Raw genomic sequence first — 14,987 nt, 5'->3', positions numbered from 1 at the left:
GCCTTGCTCCGCGCGCCGAGCAGCAGCAGATCCGCCTTGGTCCATAGAAGGTAACAGCCCAGCAAAGTCAGTTGCATGGCGAGCGCCGCGAAGGACTCGCCCAACCAGACCCGCGGGAGGGTCCCCCGAGGGCTACGGTTGTCGCTAGCATTGCCGGCAACCGGCTGGCGAGCACTGCACTACGGAAGGGATCGGGCCAGGCGACCGGCCATAACGGAAGCGGCGTGCCCGTCCTAAGAATGGCGCTGCCGAATTTGCCTAACGCATGCAGCAAGCCGGAAGTCGCTGCCAGTAGGGGATCGCCGAGCAGCAGCAGGGCAGCGCCGAGCCCGAGCGCACCTACACCTGACAGGAAGTCGCCCAGACGGTTGAGGGCGGGATCGGGAGCATCCGGCCCTGACCATGCCCGGTGATAAGCCTCACCGCCGAAGAAGAAAACCAGAGTAGCCAGTGTCAGCGCAACAGTGCCATGGCTGCCGGCGAAATAGTTCATCACAGTGGTGGTGACGGCGCTTCCCTCATGCAATCCGACCGGCACTGTGGCAATCTGAATTGCGACACCCATGACAATGCCGAGCGCATTGCCGCTGTTGTAATAGCCCCCGGGTCCCTTAACGCGGGCGCGAAGCGCCGCCACCAAATATGCGATCGGAACTGCCCGAGCTGTCATCGCGGCGACCTCGCGACGAGCCCGGCAGCGACCGCTGCCGGGTCGTTTGAGGTCATGCCGAGTGGCGGTCGGATTGGGAATACGCGCTCATAAACGGCAAGGATCATCACACCAAGGACGGTGAAACCGGTCGCTACGGCAAGGTTCGCTGTCGGGTGTTCGCCGATGAGCAGCCAGGCGGCCAGTGGTGTCAGCACGGTTGCGGTGCTCACCAGGAAGCTTGCATTCGTGACTGTGGCGCCGAGATAGCAAAGCTGCTGAAGCCTTATGGAGATCGCGAACAACACACCCACCTTGGTCAGGGTGGAGAAATAGACCGGCCCGGCAGGCAGTCTCCTTTCCTTCAATACAAACGGCAGCACCAGCAGCTCGCCGATCAGGCAACGCAGGCCGACGGCACTCAGGGCATCAAGGTGAGCAAGCACCGTCTTTTGCGCGACATTGCCGAGGCCCCATATAGCGGCCGCCAACAGCAGCAGCAAATTGGCTCTGATCTCAGACACCCGGCACCCCTCAAGCCAAGTTCTTGATGACTCGGCCCCCTGACTCGCCGGACCTAGACGATCCTGCATCACGGCAGCGCTTGAGGGTGGGGCGCTACTGTTTGCGAAGCGTTAGTTTTGAGTTAGAATTTCGTCAGGCGGGGAGAGCAAATGCAAAATGAAGAGAAGGACGAGACAAATAGAATCTCACTCTTCGGTGGTTTCAGGATCGAAAATGCCATGGCGGATTCGCTCCGGCTGACAGGAAAACGAGGGCCTGCGATCATCGCTTATCTGTCCCGGTCTCCAGGCATGGCAGCGACACGGGAGAGGCTGGCTGATCTATTCTGGAGTGACAGCGATAGCGAACACTCCCGCAACAGTCTGAGGCAAACCCTCAGTATTCTGCGCCGGGATTTATCGCGGGCAGGCGTGAATCTTATCCATTCCCGCGGGGAATCGATTGGCCTCACGCCAGACGCGGTTCGGGTTGACGTGGACGAGTTCGAAGCAGGCCTCACGGCCCGTTCTGTGCCGGAACTCGAAAAGGCTCTGGCGAACTACAACGGGCCGTTCCTCGACGGGTTTTATCTGGGAAGCGATGGGTTCGATGGCTGGGTCGCATCCGAACGCGACAGATTGCTGAGCCGCGCACTTGAAGCTTTCGAAAAATTGGCCCGTCTCGTTGACACGGAAACCGGAATCATACTGGTCGATCGCGTTCTCGTCATGGAACCGACGCGGGAAGAGGCCTATCGGCTCAAGATGGAATTACTGCTTGCGTCGGGTCAACGCGACAGGGCGATCAGGACATACGAAGTTTGCAGAAGCATGTTGAAGAAAGAATTCGGGGTCGAGGTCGGCCCGGAAACGCGAGCGCTTTGGCAATCCATGCTGTCTGCCGATACGGCGTCGAATACACAGTCGGCAAATACTGTTCCAGCCAACCAGCGCCACGGGCGCCCATCGATCAGCGTTGCCGACTTCATCAATCTGACCGGAAAGCAAGGCGACGACTTTTTCTCCAAGGGGCTCATGCAGGATATCACCACGGCTCTTTCCGAGGTGGCCGATTACGTCGTGCTCTCCGCACAGCCGCCTGCGGAGAAAAGTGGTGCCGAAGGAACCAAGATCCCGGGAACGCTCCGTGCGCGATACGTGCTTAGCGGCAGCGTCCAGAGATCGGGCAATGGGCTGAGGGTGAACATCCAGCTTGTCGATGCCGCTGGCGGCCACAACGTCTGGGCCCAGAAGTTCGACGGGCAGTCCGAGAATGCGCTCGAATTCCAGGACAGGATCGCACAGTCTGTTGTCTTGGCCGTGATCCTCGACCTTCAACTGACCAACTGGAAAGTCCGCGACAAGAGCCCGCCTGGTCCCCCCGAAGTGCGCAGGTTGGTGAACGAAGCTTTGATGAAGTATTTCGAGATGACCCGGGACTCGCTTCTGATCGGGCTAGAACTTGCCGAGAAAGCTGTCTCCATAGGCGCCGACAACGCGCGTGCGAAGCGGACGCTCTCGATTATAATTTCAATGGGCGTGGCGTTCGGCTCGTTACCTAGGGAGCCGGGCCAGATCGAGCGGGCGGTCGAGCTTGCGGCGGCGGCGGTACGGGCGGTGCCTGACGACGAAATTGCCCGCTGCATCCTGTCATTCGCGCTCGAAAGCTGTGGCCGCATCGACGAAGCGATCGCCGAATGCCAGCACGCGATCAGTCTCAATCCAAGCTATCCGACCGGCCACGGCGACATTTCGATGCTGTTGGCATTGCGCGGAGAGGTAAACGAAGCAGTGCGAGAGGCGAACGAGGCAATCCGGCTCGGAACGCATGACGTCATCGATTTCTGGCGTCATCATGGCTTGGTTGTCGCACTGTTTGCGGGCGGCGACGATCGGCGGGCGCTCGAAGTCGCCCGCAGGGTGGTCAGGACAAAGCCGGGATTTGTTCGCGGCGCCCTTTACTGGGCCGCGTCCGCGTCGGCGACCGGAAACAACGAAGAAGCCTCTAGGGCCATACACCATTGCCTGTCACAACTTCCTCATCTCAACCTGGGCAATGTCTGCCCCGGCTTTGTGCCTCGCTATGTGAAGGATCATCATCACGCGAGATTCCTCGAAATGCTGTCGAGAGCTGGCCTTCCTGCTTCCTGACGGAAGGTGGCTAGACGGCTTGGACCCGGAGAAACCAGATCAAGCCCGCCTCCGCAAGCCTGCCACAAGCTTGTTGAGGCATGGTCCTGGCTAAGGAAACCCGGCAAAAGGCGGACCTTCTTGGCGATTTCTCCACCCAGCGACATCGTGATGGATGTCGCCCGAGCTGCCGATCCGATGGATATCGAGGCTGCCCGCGCCGCGCTGACCAAGCGCGCCGGCAGCGTCGCCGGCACGTTTTCGGTCGACACTGCGGCTTCGCTCGATGCCGGCTCGATCCTGTCGCGCGAGACGGCGGACAAGGCCGCCGCGACAGCCGACCCGGCCAAGAAGTTCAAGAAGTTCGAGGCGATGGTCCTGCAGACCTTCATCCAGAACATGCTGCCCAAGGACACCGAGGGCGTCTATGGCACGGGTCTCGCAGGCGACATGTGGAAATCGCAGCTCGCCGAGCGTGTCGCCGACGTCATGGCTGACCGCGGCGGCATCGGCATCGCCAAGTCGCTGCTCGCCGACCACTACATGGACGGCAAGCGCAAGATTCCGATCGGCCCGGTCTCGAATGGGCCGGAAAAAACCGAGATCGATCAGCAGACCCGTCTGTCCACCTCGCTCGTCCAGGAGCTGCAGCGCAAGGCCGCCAAGTCGATGACCGGCGACGAGACAACCAAAAAAACAGACATCAAGATCTAGGACTGGGAAACACATGGCCGACTCTTCGGAATTCACCGCCAAGCTGCCCGCGCGCACCACCGCGTCGGACGCACCGACTCCTTTCGCGCGGCCTGGAAACCTTGCCGCCATCATCGGCCGCATCGAGGAGGTGGTCGAGGAAGAGACCGCCGGCATCCGCAGCGATACAAGCTATGACCTCAAGGCGTCGAACGCCCGCAAGAGCCGCTATCTCTACGAGCTGACCCGGGCCATGAAGGGCGGCAGCGAAGCCGAGTTCCTCGAGCAGCACCGCGAGGGCCTGACCCGGCTGCGCCAGAAGCTGGCGAAGAACGAAGCCGCTATCCTGGCGCATCTGAGCGCCGTCAACGAGGTCGCCAGCCTGCTGCGCAGTGCCATCCAGCGCGCCGAGACCGACGGCACCTACTCCGCCGGCGAGTTCGGCAGGATGAAAGGTTAGAGCGCGGCAATGCCGAGCTCGCGTTCAAAATGATCAAGGTCATCGCCATAGCGGTCTGGATCTGCGCCGCCACGCTCGGCGCGGTGTTCTATTCGTTCCAGGCCGCCGGTGAACAGGGCGTCGGTGAGAAACCCAAGCCGATGCTGGGCGGGCTGGACTACGTCAAGACCGACATCATTTCGGTGCCGCTGATCCACGACTCCAAGATCGACGGCTATTTTCTGGCCAAGCTCGTCTACACCGTCGAGCCGGAGCAGATAAAGAAGCTGTCGATCCCGGCCGAGGCGCTCATCACCGACCAGGTCTACACCTACCTCTACGCCAACCCCCAGATCGACTTCACCAAGAAGGCGACGCTCGACCTCGATGCCTTTCGCGCCGCGATCCGCGACACGATCAACACCCGGGTCGGCGCAACCCTGGTCCATGAGGTCCTGATCGACCAGGTCAATTTCCTGAGCAAGGATGAGATCCGCGACAACTGGCTGCGTCGGCGGCAGGATGCCAGCACCCAGGCGACCGAGACTCCCAAGCCGGTCAGCGCGCACTAAGCCATCGGCCCGGTGCCGGTGGCCCTAGAGCAGTCGGCGTTGGGGCCAATCCCTGCAATTCGCGTTGACGTAAACGTCAATCCGAAGCTATATGCGGCAGCGATCATGATCGCCAGTGATGCCGCATGAACTTCGGCTGGACCGAAGTGCGTAGCGTGACAGATGCAACCAGACAGGGAGAACAGCGTGAGCGTTCAGGATATAGCCGAGAAGATCAAGTCGCGCGTGGCCAGCAGCGGCTTCGACCGTTCCGTGAAGTTCGACACCGGCAGCGACGGCGTCATCGTCATCGACGGCGCGACCGTCTCGACCACGGACGCTCCCGCCGACTGCACCATCAAGCTGTCGCTCGACGATCTGGATTCGCTGATCGCGGGTGACCTGAACCCGACCATGGCGTTCATGACCGGCAAGATAAAGGTCGAGGGCGACATGACCGTCGCCATGGCGCTGAGCCAGTTGATCGGTTGACAGGCACGACTTCGAGATAAACGAAACGCCGCCTTTTCAGGCGGCGTTTCGTTTGAAGGGCAGTCGCGCTTAAGGCTTCATGCGGCCAAGGTCGGCGCCTGTGCCTTGAGCTTGCGGCCGGACGCCTTCAGCGTACCCCTGGCGCCGTCAAGCACGCCCTCCACCAGTTCCAAGGCCAGCAGACGGTGCCGTTCGTAAGGCCCCGGCATGGCGAGCGCCCCGGTCCTGGCAGCCGAAAAGCCGAAGCGGCCATAGTAAGGCTCGTCCCCAACCAGCAGGATCGCGGCGTGGCCGAGGCGCGCGGCTTCCGCGATGGCATGCCGCATCAGCGCCGAGCCGATGCCGGCACTCTTGAGCGACGGGTCGACGGCGAGCGGGCCAAGCAGCAGCGCTGGCGGACCGCCCTCGCCCAGCGTGACATCCCATAGCCGCACGGTGCCGGCCACGCCGCCCGAGGCATCGCGTGCGACGAAGGCAAGCCCCTCCGAGGGCCGGCGGCCGCGGCGCAGCTTCTCCGATGATTTGGTCTTGCGCTTCGGCCCCATGGCGCGATCGAGCAAGGCTTCGCGCGCCGCCACGTCGGCAGCGGTTTCGGCGACCATGGCGAAGGCCGGCGCATGAGCTACGAATTCGACTGACATTTCCATTTCCGCGATCCCTTCACGAGCGGAGATATGTTCCACAGGCGAGCCCAAGTGGGCGACGGGCGCCCACCTGGGATGATCTGAACAGCTCTAATGAGCCGTCAGATCACGTAGGATCGGAGAGGCTCGAAGCCGTTGAAGGCGACCGCCGAGTAGGTGGTCGTGTAGGCGCCGGTGCCTTCAATCAGCACCTCGTCGCCGATGGTCAGTGACAAGGGCAGCGGATAGGGCGTCTTTTCGTACATCACGTCGGCCGAATCGCAGGTCGGGCCGGCGAGCACGCAAGGCGCGGTCTCGCTGCCGTCATGGCGGGTGACGAGGGGATAGCGGATCGCCTCGTCCATGGTCTCGGCCAGACCGCCGAACTTGCCGATGTCGAGGAACACCCAGCGCACATTGTCGTTGTCGGCCTTCTTCGAGATCAGCACGACTTCCGACTTGATGACGCCGGCATTGCCGACCATGCCGCGACCCGGCTCGATGATCGTCTCGGGAATGGCGTTGCCGAAGTGCTTGCGCAGCGCCGAGAAGATCGCCTGGCCATAGGCCTGGGCCGCCGGCACGTCACGCAAATAGCGCGTCGGGAAGCCGCCGCCCATATTGACCATCTTGAGCACGATGCCTTCTTCCGCGAGCGTCGCGAACACCTTCTTGGCGTCGGCCAGAGCACGGTCCCACGCGGTCAGGTCGGTCTGCTGCGAGCCGACATGGAACGACACGCCATGGGCGTCGAGGCCGAGGCCCCTGGCATGGCGCAGCACGTCGACGGCCATGTCGGGCACGCAGCCGAACTTGCGCGACAGCGGCCACTCGGCGCCCTCGCCATCGGTCAGCACGCGGCAGAACACGCGGGAGCCTGGAGCAGCGCGCGCGATCTTCTCGACTTCCTCGACGCAATCGACCGCGAACAGCCGGATGCCGAGCTGGTAGGCGCGTGCAATGTCACGCTCCTTCTTGATGGTGTTGCCGAAGGAGATGCGGTCCGCCGGCGCACCGGCGTCCATCGCCATCTCGACTTCGGCAACGGAAGCGGTGTCGAAGGACGAGCCCATCGCAGCAAGCAGGCGCAGGATTTCCGGCGCCGGGTTTGCTTTCACCGCATAGTAGATCTTGGAATCGGGCAGAGCCTTCTCGAAGGCGCGGAAATTGTCGCGGACGACGTCGAGGTCGACGACGAGGCAGGGGCCGGACGGACGTCGGGTGGCGAGGAAGTCGAGGATGCGCTGTGTGGCCATCGGGTTTCTCCATCGCGCCTTTCGGCGCGCACAAGGGTGCGGGCGCGGGCTGTCGGCCTCGCGAACACGCGGTCAAACAAAGGCGGGACGGAAAATCCATGGAACCAGCCGGTGGAGACCCCGGAACCATGAAACGCCGTCTCGCGGCGATGAACCTTAGCCTTGCCCGGCTTCGGTTCGCTTTGTCTGCCTTGGCTTGGATTGGGAGAACCCCGTTCCGCACTGCCGGCAATGAAGGTGTGCCTCTTCAGTAACCCCGGTCTTTGGACAACCGGCAGAGAACCAGAAAGGCCCGCACCGTCGTTGCTTCAAGGTGTCCTCGGTCTGGCGGTTGGCCGCTAAACCGACTGGAGGGGTTAGCTCCAGTTACCTTACCGATTTCCCTCACCATTCGAGGATCGGCGGACACCCACAGGCACGTGCGACTTTGGGCAAGCGCGATATAAGAGCGAAGCATTTCACAATCAATAAAAATCGTATCGCAGGTTGTAAAATTTCTGGCATCGAACAATGTTGGCCCACCGTATACGGATATCGAACGATGACAGGCACGCACGGCCCTTTCAACGCCTTTCTCGACCTTCGCCAGATGCCGGTGGCGCATGCCGAACTTGGACCCCTGGCCGGCCTGCGGCTGGCGGTCAAGGATATTTACGACGTTGCCGGCTACCGCACCGGTTGCGGCAATTTGCAGAAATTCGCCAATGGCCACGCCGCTTCGCGCACGGCGCCGGCCGTGCAGGCAATTCTCGACGCCGGTGCGCGCTTCATCGGCAAGACGCAGACCGACGAACTCGCCTTCGCTCTGTTCGGCCAGAACGCGCATTTTCCGTTTCCGGTGAACCCCGCGGCTCCCGACCGTGTCACCGGAGGCTCGTCGTCGGGGTCGGCGGCGGCGGTGGCGGGCAGATTGGCCGACATCGCCACGGGATCCGACACCGGCGGTTCGATCCGCGCGCCGGCGAGTTTCTGCGGGCTGATCGGGCTGCGCACCACGCATGGCCGCATTTCCCTCGACGGCACCATGCAACTGGCGCCGAGTTTCGACACGTTCGGCTGGTTCGCCGACGACATCGAAACCTATGAGACTGTCGGCAAGCTGCTGCTTGGCCGCGATCCGCACCAGCATTCCCTGGACCGTCCGCTGGCGCTCAGTTGGCTGGACGAGATGGTCGCCCGGCCGGCGGCCGCCGAATATGCCGGAATGAAGGCGCTGGTGGGCACGGTGTTCGGCACGCCGGCGATGCCAACGACGCGCTTCAGCTCGTCCCCGGACGAACTCTACTGGTGCTTTCGCCGCCTGCAGGCCAGGGAGGCCTGGACAGTGCATGGCGAATGGATCACCAGCGGCGAGCGCGAACTCGGGCCCGGCGTCGAGGAGCGGTTCGGCTTTGGCCGTGCGGTCGACGACCGGACGGCACAGACCGAGAAGGTGCGCCGGCTGACCTTTCGCGGCGAACTCAGCGCCTTGCTTGGCAAGGACGGCTTCCTTGTCCTGCCGACAGTGCCGGGTCCGGCACCCTATATCGACAGCACACCGGAGCAATTCCAGGCCTACCGCGAACGCGCGCTCCATCTTCTATGCCTGGCCGGGCTCTCCGGCTTTCCGCAGATCACCTTGCCGATCGGCTCGGTCGCCGGCGCTCCGTTCGGCCTGTCGCTGCTTGGCCCTTCCGGCAGCGACATTGGCCTGATACGGCTCGGCCGAAAACTTCTCGACGCAGCACAAAGAGCCTGAACAATGGACACACTGACCCGCATGCGCGCCTTCATCGACGTCGTCGAAGCCGAGGGCTTTTCGGCGGCGGCGCGCAAGATCGGCCGCTCCAAGGCGCTGCTGTCGAAATATGTGCGCGAGCTGGAGGACGAGCTCGGCGCTCTGCTGCTGAACCGCACCACGCGCCAGTTCTCGATGACCGAGGCCGGCCACACCTACTACCGCCGCGCCTCGGAAATCGTGCGCGAGGTCGATAGCCTGGCCGACGCCGTGCGCGAGTCCTCCGGCGACGTGCGCGGCCGCATCAAGCTGTCGGCGCCGCGCACCTTCGCCGACGCGCCGATCGGCCAGTCGCTGATCGACTTCGCCAAGCAGTATCCCGACATCGTGCTCGACATCCAGCTCGACGACCGCTTCGTCGATCTGGTCGAGGAAGGCTTCGACCTTGCCGTGCGCATCTCGCGGCTGGAGAACTCGTCGCTGATCGCCAGGCGGCTGGCGCCGTTTTCGATCAAGCTCTGCGGCTCTCCAGAACTGATCGCCAAGCATGGCATGCCGACACGACCGCAGGATCTCGGCCACATGCCCTGCATCGTCGACACCAATGGCCGCGGACTGAACAACTGGCCCTTCAAGGGCGACAATGGCGATCCGGTAAGCATCGCCGTCTCCGGCCCGATCGAGGTCAACAGCCCGATGGCGGCGCGCGCTGCGGCCTTGTCGGGGCTTGGATTTTGCATCCTGCCGGATTTCATCGCCGCCCCAGACCTCAAGAGCGGCCAATTGGTGGCGGTGCTCGACGACCGCATCCTGTCGGGCGGCGGCATCTTCGCCGTCTATCCGCATCGCCGTTACCTTCCGGCGAAGGTGCGCGTTTTCGTCGATTTCCTGGTGCAGTGGTTCAGGACGCGCGAGAGCGCCTGACCTGCCCCAGCAGCCCGGATACCGCACGCTTTTGAGCTCTCCTGCATGCGTGGCGCTATCCAAAGCCTCGCGCACTTTTGGGTGACATGCGCCCGCAGTCCCAATTTCGCCCCCTTTCTGGTAACCTTCGACCACGCTCTCGAAAGCCAAGGGAATCGCGACCGCGAATGCATCTGAAACGGCACGCAATCATGCTGGCCTCGGCCTTGGCGGCGATCTTTGCCGCGACAGGACCGGCCGAGGTGCATCCGCACGTCTTCGCCGAGGCGCGCCTCGACGTGGTCCTGTCCCCGGATCACCAAAGTGTGAAAGCGTTGCGTCATCTGTGGCGCTTCGACGATCTGTTTTCGAGCACGGTGATGATGGAGTTCGACAAGAACTCCGACCTGAAGCTTGACGACAAGGAGCTGAAGGAGGTCGCCGACACCGTCCATGCCTCGCTGGTCGAGTTCAATTATTTCCAGCTCGTCACGCAGGACGGCAAGGACGTGGCGATGACGCCGCCGCCGCATCTGATGGCCAATTTCGACAACGACCAGTTGATCATCCTGTTTGAATCCGAACCGAAGGCGCCGATCAAGCTGTCCGGCACGATCGACATCGGCGTCTACGATCCGACCTTCTACACGGCGATCGACTTCACCGAGGATTCCAACATCACCGTCGAGGGCCTGCCGTCGAACTGCACGAGCAAGGTCGTCCGGCCGGACCCGGACGAAGCGATCAAGGAAAACCAGAAGACCCTGACGGATGCCTTCTTCAACGATCCGACAGGCACCGACATGAGCAAGATCTTTGCCACCAAACTCGAACTGACCTGTCAGCCAGAAGGATAGATCCGGTGAACCCGATCGGGAACTGTTCGAAACCGTCCCTGCGTTTGGCAGTCGGCCTGTTGGCCCTTGCCTTTGCCATGATGCATTTCGCCAATGCCGCGCACGCCCAGAGTTCGCTCGGCATCGGCGTCAATGACGGCATGGCACCCACCACCGGTCCGTTCGCCCATATCCTGATGTGGATCAATCTGAGGCAGCAGGAATTCTACCGCGCGCTGGCGACCGCCATGAAGGCAATGCGCCAGGACAACAGCAAGATCTGGATACTCATCGGCCTGTCCTTCGCCTATGGCATTTTCCACGCCGCCGGCCCCGGCCACGGCAAGGCGGTGATCTCGTCTTATATGGTGGCCAACGAAGTGGCGCTGAAGCGCGGCATCCTATTGTCCTTCGTCTCGGCGCTGCTGCAGGGCCTGACGGCGATCCTGGTGATGCTGCTGGCCTATTTCGTCCTGCGCGGCACCACCATCTCGATGACCGATGCGGCCTGGTTCATGGAGATCATGAGCTTTGCCCTGGTCACCCTCTTTGGCGCCTGGCTTTTGTGGCGCAAGCTCGGCCCAGCCGTCCTGCGCCTGTTTGGCAAGGGCCCGGCCTACAGCCTGTCGGCGGCTCACGCCGGTCATTCCCATGCAGGCCATTCGCATGGCGCTCACGACCATGCGGCGCACGCTCATTCCCACGCACTGCACGGGCATGGCGATCACGACCATGGGCATGGCCATTCGCACGATCATTACGGCCACGGCGCGCATGATCATGCGCATCACGACCACGCCAGCGGCGAGGTCTGCGACACCTGTGGCCACTCGCATGCGCCCGATCCGGCGCTGCTGTCGGGTGACCGCTTCGACTGGCGCACCGCCTGGTCGGCGGTGGCCGCCGTCGGCATCCGCCCTTGCTCCGGTGCGTTGATCGTTCTCAGCTTCGCGCTGCTCAACGGGCTCTGGCTCGGCGGCCTGCTGTCGGTGCTGGCAATGTCGATCGGAACCGCGATCACCGTCTCGGCCCTGGCCACACTGGCGGTGACCGCCAAGAACTGGGCAGTGTATTTCGCCGGCGACGGCCGCATGGGCAACCGCATCCACTCGATCGTCGAGATCGGCGGCGCGGCCTTCGTCTTCCTGTTCGGACTGCTGCTGCTGTCCGCGAGCCTGACGGGCAGCGTTTAGACCCTACCATTCCGTTGGAATGGGATAGGCACCGTGCGCTACTGACCGGGAATCTTGCCGCCCAGCTCATCCTCGATATGCGCGCGGATGATCTCGTCAAAACTCTTTTCGGCACTGAAGCCAAGTTCCCTTGACCGCCGCGCCTCGAAGCGGGTCGGCCAGCCCTTGACGATTGCCCAGATCGTCTCGTCGGGCACCTCGCGGATCAGGCTTGTCGCCTGCGATCCAGCCACCCGTTCCAGCGCCTCGATCTGCTCGCCAACGGTGACGGCGACACCCGGCATCGTCAGGTTGCGGCGCGGCCCCACGGCTGCGCCCTCGATCTCCGCGCCATGGATCAGGAAACTCACCGCCGAGCGCGGGCTGGCATGGGTGTGCACGACCGAGCGCGGCACCGGCAGGATCGCCTCCTGCCCGCTCAAGGGTTCACGAATGATACCGGAGAAGAAGCCGGACGCCGCCTTGTTGGGCTTGCCGGGCCGCACGCAGATCGTCGGCAGCCGGATGCCGATGCCGTCGAAGAAGCCGCGCCTGGAATAGTCTGCCAGCAGCGCTTCGCTCATTTGCTTCTGCGTGCCGTAGGAGGTCAGCGGCGTCGGGTGGAATTCGTCCGGTATGACATCCGGGAACGGCGCGCCGAAAACGGCGATTGACGACGTGAAGACGACGCGCGGCGCAAACCCTGCCAGGCGGATGGCGTCGAACAGCGCACGCGTGCCGTCGAGGTTGACGCGGTAGCCGAGGTCGAAATTCGCTTCCGCCTCACCCGACACGATGCCGGCGAGGTGGAAGACGACATCGGGGCGCGACACAACCAGGCTTTCCGCGGCGCCTGCTTCGGCAAGGTCCCCCGTGTGCAGCGCGACGCTGACGCCGTCCATGGCTGGCGCCTGCGGCGGCACGATGTCGTGGAGGTCGAGCGCCGTGATCTTCTCGCCGCGCAGCGTGCCGTCCTTGGCCAGCCGGGCGATGAGTTTGCGGCCGACCATGCCCGCGGCGCCAGTGATCAGAATGCGCATGTCCGATATCCCTTACTTCCGATTTTTGCGCTGGGTGCGCGCGCGCAACCAGAACACCAGGAAAAACGCCAGCACGAAGACGGTGCCGAAGATACCCGCCAGCACGGTCGAATAACTGCCGAGTGCCAACATCACGGTCGGCAGGTAGAAAGCGGCAATGCCGAACAGAAGCATGATCCAGACCGCCGCAATGGCCGCATTGCGCGTGTCACGGTCCATCATGCCGCACCGGAACGGCGGTCGTTCATCGAGCTGAGTTGCAAAGCTGGAGGACTCCTGAGGGTCCGATCAATGGTCATCGATCGATCCTAGTGATAGTGGCCGTGATGCGCGGCCGCATCGTGCTCATGCTCGTGATGATGGTCGTCGCCATCGTCGGCGCACCGGCCGAATTCCGGTTCCACGGTGGCATGGCTGATGCCGTGCTCGCTGGCAAGCCGCTTCTTGATGGCGCTGACCGCCTGATGGGCATCGACGCCCTCGTTGAGGCAGGCATGCAGCGTCGCCATGCTGCTCGACCCGTCGAGCGACCAGATGTGCATATGGTGCACCTCGCGCACGCCCTGGACCGTTGCCTGAATGTCCCCGGCGATCAGGTCGCGATCGAGGCTTGGCGGCACGCCTTCGAGCAGGACGTGGGCGGCGGCGCGCATCAGCGACCACGCGGTGGACAGGATCAGCAGCGATACCAGCACGGACAGGATCGGGTCGATCGGCGTCCAGCCGGTCGCCAGGATGACCAGTGCCGCGACGATCGCGGCTGCCGAGCCGAGCAGATCGCCGAGCACATGCAGGATGGCGCCGCGCATGTTGAGGTTGTCTCTATCGCCGCCATGCAGCACCAGGAAGGAGCCGATATTGACCAGCAGGCCGAGGATCGCCACCACCAGCATCGGCCCGCCCAGCACCGGCGCCGGTGTCAGCAGGCGATCCCACGCTTCGTAGACGATCCACAGAGCGATGACGAAAATGGCGATGCCATTGGTGTAGGCCACCAGCGTCTTGACGCGGCCGAAGCCGTAGGTGAGCTGGCCGGTTGCCGGCCGGCCCGCCAGATGGAAGGCATACCAGGCCAGGCCGAGCGCAATGGCGTCGGCGAGCATGTGGCCGGCATCGGCCAGCAGCGCCAGCGACCCGGTAAACAGGCCGCCGAGCGCCTCGGCCACCATGAAGCCGGCGGTCAGGCAGGCCGCGATCAGGACGCGCTTCTGGTCCGTCGACCCATGCACATGGCCGCCGCCGTGATCGTGCCCGCTGTGATCGTGGATATGCGCCAAATGGCAAACTCCCGTTAGGCGTCCAATTCCGCGCGAAAATCCTCGAGCCGGCGGTTCTGCTGGCCATTGGCGTCGAAGTTGGCCGGATCGAGCCAGGCTTCATAAGCCTTGCGCAGAGCCGGCCATTCCTTGTCGATGGTCGAATACCACGCGGTGTCGCGGTTTTCACCCTTGACGATGAGATGCTGGCGGAAAATACCCTCGAACTTGAAGCCGAACCGTTCCGCCGCGCGCTTCGACGGCCCGTTGCGGTTGTTGCACTTCCATTCGTAGCGGCGATAGCCGAGTTCGTCGAAGATGTATTTCATGAACAGGAACTGTGCTTCCGTCGCCGCCGGCTTGCGCGAGATGAGGGGTCCCCAGTAGATGTTGCCGATCTCGATGACGCCATGGGTCGGATCGATGCGCATCAGCGTCTGGCGGCCGGCGACCTTGCCGCTTGCCTTGTCGACAATAGCGAAGAACAGCGGATCCTCGCTCGCCTCCACCTTGTCCAGCCAGGGCTGGAAGGCGGCGCGGGTTTCCGGCGGATAGTCGGGCAGCCAGGCGAAGCGGCCGTCGACGTCGGCCACGGAGGACGCCTCGTAGAGGCCGTCGCCATGTGTTGCGGCACTCAATGGCTCGAGCCTGACATAGCGGCCCTCCAGAACCTTGCGCTCCGGGCGCGGGCGCGGCTGCCAGTCTTTGAGATTTTCCGACACCGAAA

The 14,987-nt window shown here is 63.3% G+C and carries 17 protein-coding genes; 9 read left to right on the top strand and 8 right to left on the bottom strand.

Annotated features, from left to right (window positions below; translation table 11 throughout):
- Nucleotides 1-67: 67 nt before the first annotated feature.
- Together MESAU_RS09765 and MESAU_RS09760 are read right to left on the bottom strand one after the other, a co-directional pair.
- The gene (locus MESAU_RS09765) at nucleotides 68-637 is read right to left on the bottom strand and encodes a hypothetical protein (RefSeq protein ID WP_245262955.1); all 570 of its coding nucleotides are present in this window, start codon (nucleotides 635-637) and stop codon (nucleotides 68-70) included.
- A gap of 29 nt (nucleotides 638-666) precedes the next feature.
- Nucleotides 667-1,173 (bottom strand): DMT family transporter, encoded by a 507-nt coding sequence (locus MESAU_RS09760; protein WP_015315883.1) that lies wholly within the window; start codon nucleotides 1,171-1,173, stop codon nucleotides 667-669.
- A gap of 150 nt (nucleotides 1,174-1,323) precedes the next feature.
- Between MESAU_RS09760 and MESAU_RS09755 the strand changes: the two genes are divergently transcribed.
- The 5 genes from MESAU_RS09755 (at nucleotide 1,324) to MESAU_RS09735 (ending at nucleotide 5,457) form a co-directional block, all read left to right on the top strand.
- Complete coding sequence (locus MESAU_RS09755) at nucleotides 1,324-3,303, top strand: BTAD domain-containing putative transcriptional regulator (RefSeq protein WP_015315882.1); 1,980 nt, start codon at nucleotides 1,324-1,326, stop codon at nucleotides 3,301-3,303.
- 120 nt (nucleotides 3,304-3,423) lie between these two features.
- Nucleotides 3,424-3,996, top strand: a complete 573-nt coding sequence (locus MESAU_RS09750) for a rod-binding protein (RefSeq protein WP_015315881.1) — start codon at nucleotides 3,424-3,426, stop codon at nucleotides 3,994-3,996.
- A gap of 13 nt (nucleotides 3,997-4,009) precedes the next feature.
- Nucleotides 4,010-4,435, top strand: coding sequence for a hypothetical protein (locus MESAU_RS09745; RefSeq protein ID WP_015315880.1), 426 nt, complete (start codon nucleotides 4,010-4,012; stop codon nucleotides 4,433-4,435).
- Nucleotides 4,436-4,464: 29 nt separating this feature from the next.
- Entirely contained in the window at nucleotides 4,465-4,986 is a 522-nt protein-coding gene (locus MESAU_RS09740; RefSeq protein WP_015315879.1) for a hypothetical protein, read from the top strand.
- A gap of 186 nt (nucleotides 4,987-5,172) precedes the next feature.
- Nucleotides 5,173-5,457 carry an SCP2 sterol-binding domain-containing protein gene (locus MESAU_RS09735; RefSeq protein ID WP_015315878.1) on the top strand — a complete coding sequence of 95 codons (285 nt, stop codon included), beginning with the start codon at nucleotides 5,173-5,175 and terminating at the stop codon, nucleotides 5,455-5,457.
- Between the two features lie 77 nt (nucleotides 5,458-5,534).
- Here MESAU_RS09735 and MESAU_RS09730 read toward each other — a convergent pair whose 3' ends face one another.
- Nucleotides 5,535-6,104, bottom strand: a complete 570-nt coding sequence (locus tag MESAU_RS09730) for a GNAT family N-acetyltransferase (RefSeq protein ID WP_015315877.1) — start codon at nucleotides 6,102-6,104, stop codon at nucleotides 5,535-5,537.
- 98 nt (nucleotides 6,105-6,202) lie between these two features.
- Entirely contained in the window at nucleotides 6,203-7,336 is a 1,134-nt protein-coding gene (odc2, locus tag MESAU_RS09725) for an ornithine/lysine decarboxylase (protein WP_015315876.1), read from the bottom strand.
- 541 nt (nucleotides 7,337-7,877) lie between these two features.
- On the opposite strand from odc2, the gene MESAU_RS09720 reads away from it, so the two are divergent.
- From MESAU_RS09720 to MESAU_RS09705, 4 genes are all read left to right on the top strand, one after another.
- Nucleotides 7,878-9,074, top strand: coding sequence for an amidase (locus MESAU_RS09720; RefSeq protein ID WP_015315875.1), 1,197 nt, complete (start codon nucleotides 7,878-7,880; stop codon nucleotides 9,072-9,074).
- A 3-nt stretch (nucleotides 9,075-9,077) separates the two neighbouring features.
- Nucleotides 9,078-9,977, top strand: a complete 900-nt coding sequence (locus tag MESAU_RS09715; RefSeq protein WP_015315874.1) for a LysR family transcriptional regulator — start codon at nucleotides 9,078-9,080, stop codon at nucleotides 9,975-9,977.
- Nucleotides 9,978-10,144: 167 nt separating this feature from the next.
- Nucleotides 10,145-10,813 carry a DUF1007 family protein gene (locus MESAU_RS09710; RefSeq protein ID WP_015315873.1) on the top strand — a complete coding sequence of 223 codons (669 nt, stop codon included), beginning with the start codon at nucleotides 10,145-10,147 and terminating at the stop codon, nucleotides 10,811-10,813.
- A 77-nt stretch (nucleotides 10,814-10,890) separates the two neighbouring features.
- Complete coding sequence (locus MESAU_RS09705; protein ID WP_224622467.1) at nucleotides 10,891-11,985, top strand: nickel/cobalt transporter; 1,095 nt, start codon at nucleotides 10,891-10,893, stop codon at nucleotides 11,983-11,985.
- A 38-nt stretch (nucleotides 11,986-12,023) separates the two neighbouring features.
- On the opposite strand, the gene denD is transcribed toward MESAU_RS09705, so the two are convergent.
- The 4 genes from denD to MESAU_RS09685 form a co-directional block, all read right to left on the bottom strand.
- Nucleotides 12,024-13,004: a D-erythronate dehydrogenase gene (gene denD, locus MESAU_RS09700; protein WP_015315871.1), complete on the bottom strand. Its 981-nt coding sequence runs from the start codon at nucleotides 13,002-13,004 to the stop codon at nucleotides 12,024-12,026.
- A 12-nt stretch (nucleotides 13,005-13,016) separates the two neighbouring features.
- Complete coding sequence (locus MESAU_RS09695; protein ID WP_015315870.1) at nucleotides 13,017-13,226, bottom strand: hypothetical protein; 210 nt, start codon at nucleotides 13,224-13,226, stop codon at nucleotides 13,017-13,019.
- An 86-nt stretch (nucleotides 13,227-13,312) separates the two neighbouring features.
- Nucleotides 13,313-14,281: a cation diffusion facilitator family transporter gene (locus tag MESAU_RS09690; protein WP_015315869.1), complete on the bottom strand. Its 969-nt coding sequence runs from the start codon at nucleotides 14,279-14,281 to the stop codon at nucleotides 13,313-13,315.
- A gap of 14 nt (nucleotides 14,282-14,295) precedes the next feature.
- Nucleotides 14,296-14,982 carry a GNAT family N-acetyltransferase gene (locus MESAU_RS09685; protein WP_015315868.1) on the bottom strand — a complete coding sequence of 229 codons (687 nt, stop codon included), beginning with the start codon at nucleotides 14,980-14,982 and terminating at the stop codon, nucleotides 14,296-14,298.
- Between the last annotated feature and the right edge of the window lie 5 nt (nucleotides 14,983-14,987).

Source organism: Mesorhizobium australicum WSM2073, assembly GCF_000230995.2.
Taxonomy (GTDB): Bacteria; Pseudomonadota; Alphaproteobacteria; order Rhizobiales; family Rhizobiaceae; genus Mesorhizobium; species Mesorhizobium australicum.
Note: the sequence above shows the minus strand (reverse complement) of the source record. Positions and strands in the feature narration are given on the sequence as shown.

What these genes read in the sequence shown, in the direction of transcription:
- MESAU_RS09755 (WP_015315882.1), top strand. Translation starts at nt 1,324, where the DNA reads ATGCAAAATGAAGAGAAGGACGAGACAAATAGAATCTCACTCTTCGGT.
- MESAU_RS09745 (WP_015315880.1), top strand. Translation starts at nt 4,010, where the DNA reads ATGGCCGACTCTTCGGAATTCACCGCCAAGCTGCCCGCGCGCACCACC.
- MESAU_RS09740 (WP_015315879.1), top strand. Translation starts at nt 4,465, where the DNA reads ATGATCAAGGTCATCGCCATAGCGGTCTGGATCTGCGCCGCCACGCTC.
- MESAU_RS09730 (WP_015315877.1), bottom strand. Translation starts at nt 6,104, where the DNA reads ATGGAAATGTCAGTCGAATTCGTAGCTCATGCGCCGGCCTTCGCCATG.
- odc2 (WP_015315876.1), bottom strand. Translation starts at nt 7,336, where the DNA reads ATGGCCACACAGCGCATCCTCGACTTCCTCGCCACCCGACGTCCGTCC.
- MESAU_RS09720 (WP_015315875.1), top strand. Translation starts at nt 7,878, where the DNA reads ATGACAGGCACGCACGGCCCTTTCAACGCCTTTCTCGACCTTCGCCAG.
- MESAU_RS09715 (WP_015315874.1), top strand. Translation starts at nt 9,078, where the DNA reads ATGGACACACTGACCCGCATGCGCGCCTTCATCGACGTCGTCGAAGCC.
- MESAU_RS09710 (WP_015315873.1), top strand. Translation starts at nt 10,145, where the DNA reads ATGCATCTGAAACGGCACGCAATCATGCTGGCCTCGGCCTTGGCGGCG.
- MESAU_RS09705 (WP_224622467.1), top strand. Translation starts at nt 10,891, where the DNA reads ATGATGCATTTCGCCAATGCCGCGCACGCCCAGAGTTCGCTCGGCATC.
- denD (WP_015315871.1), bottom strand. Translation starts at nt 13,004, where the DNA reads ATGCGCATTCTGATCACTGGCGCCGCGGGCATGGTCGGCCGCAAACTC.
- MESAU_RS09695 (WP_015315870.1), bottom strand. Translation starts at nt 13,226, where the DNA reads ATGATGGACCGTGACACGCGCAATGCGGCCATTGCGGCGGTCTGGATC.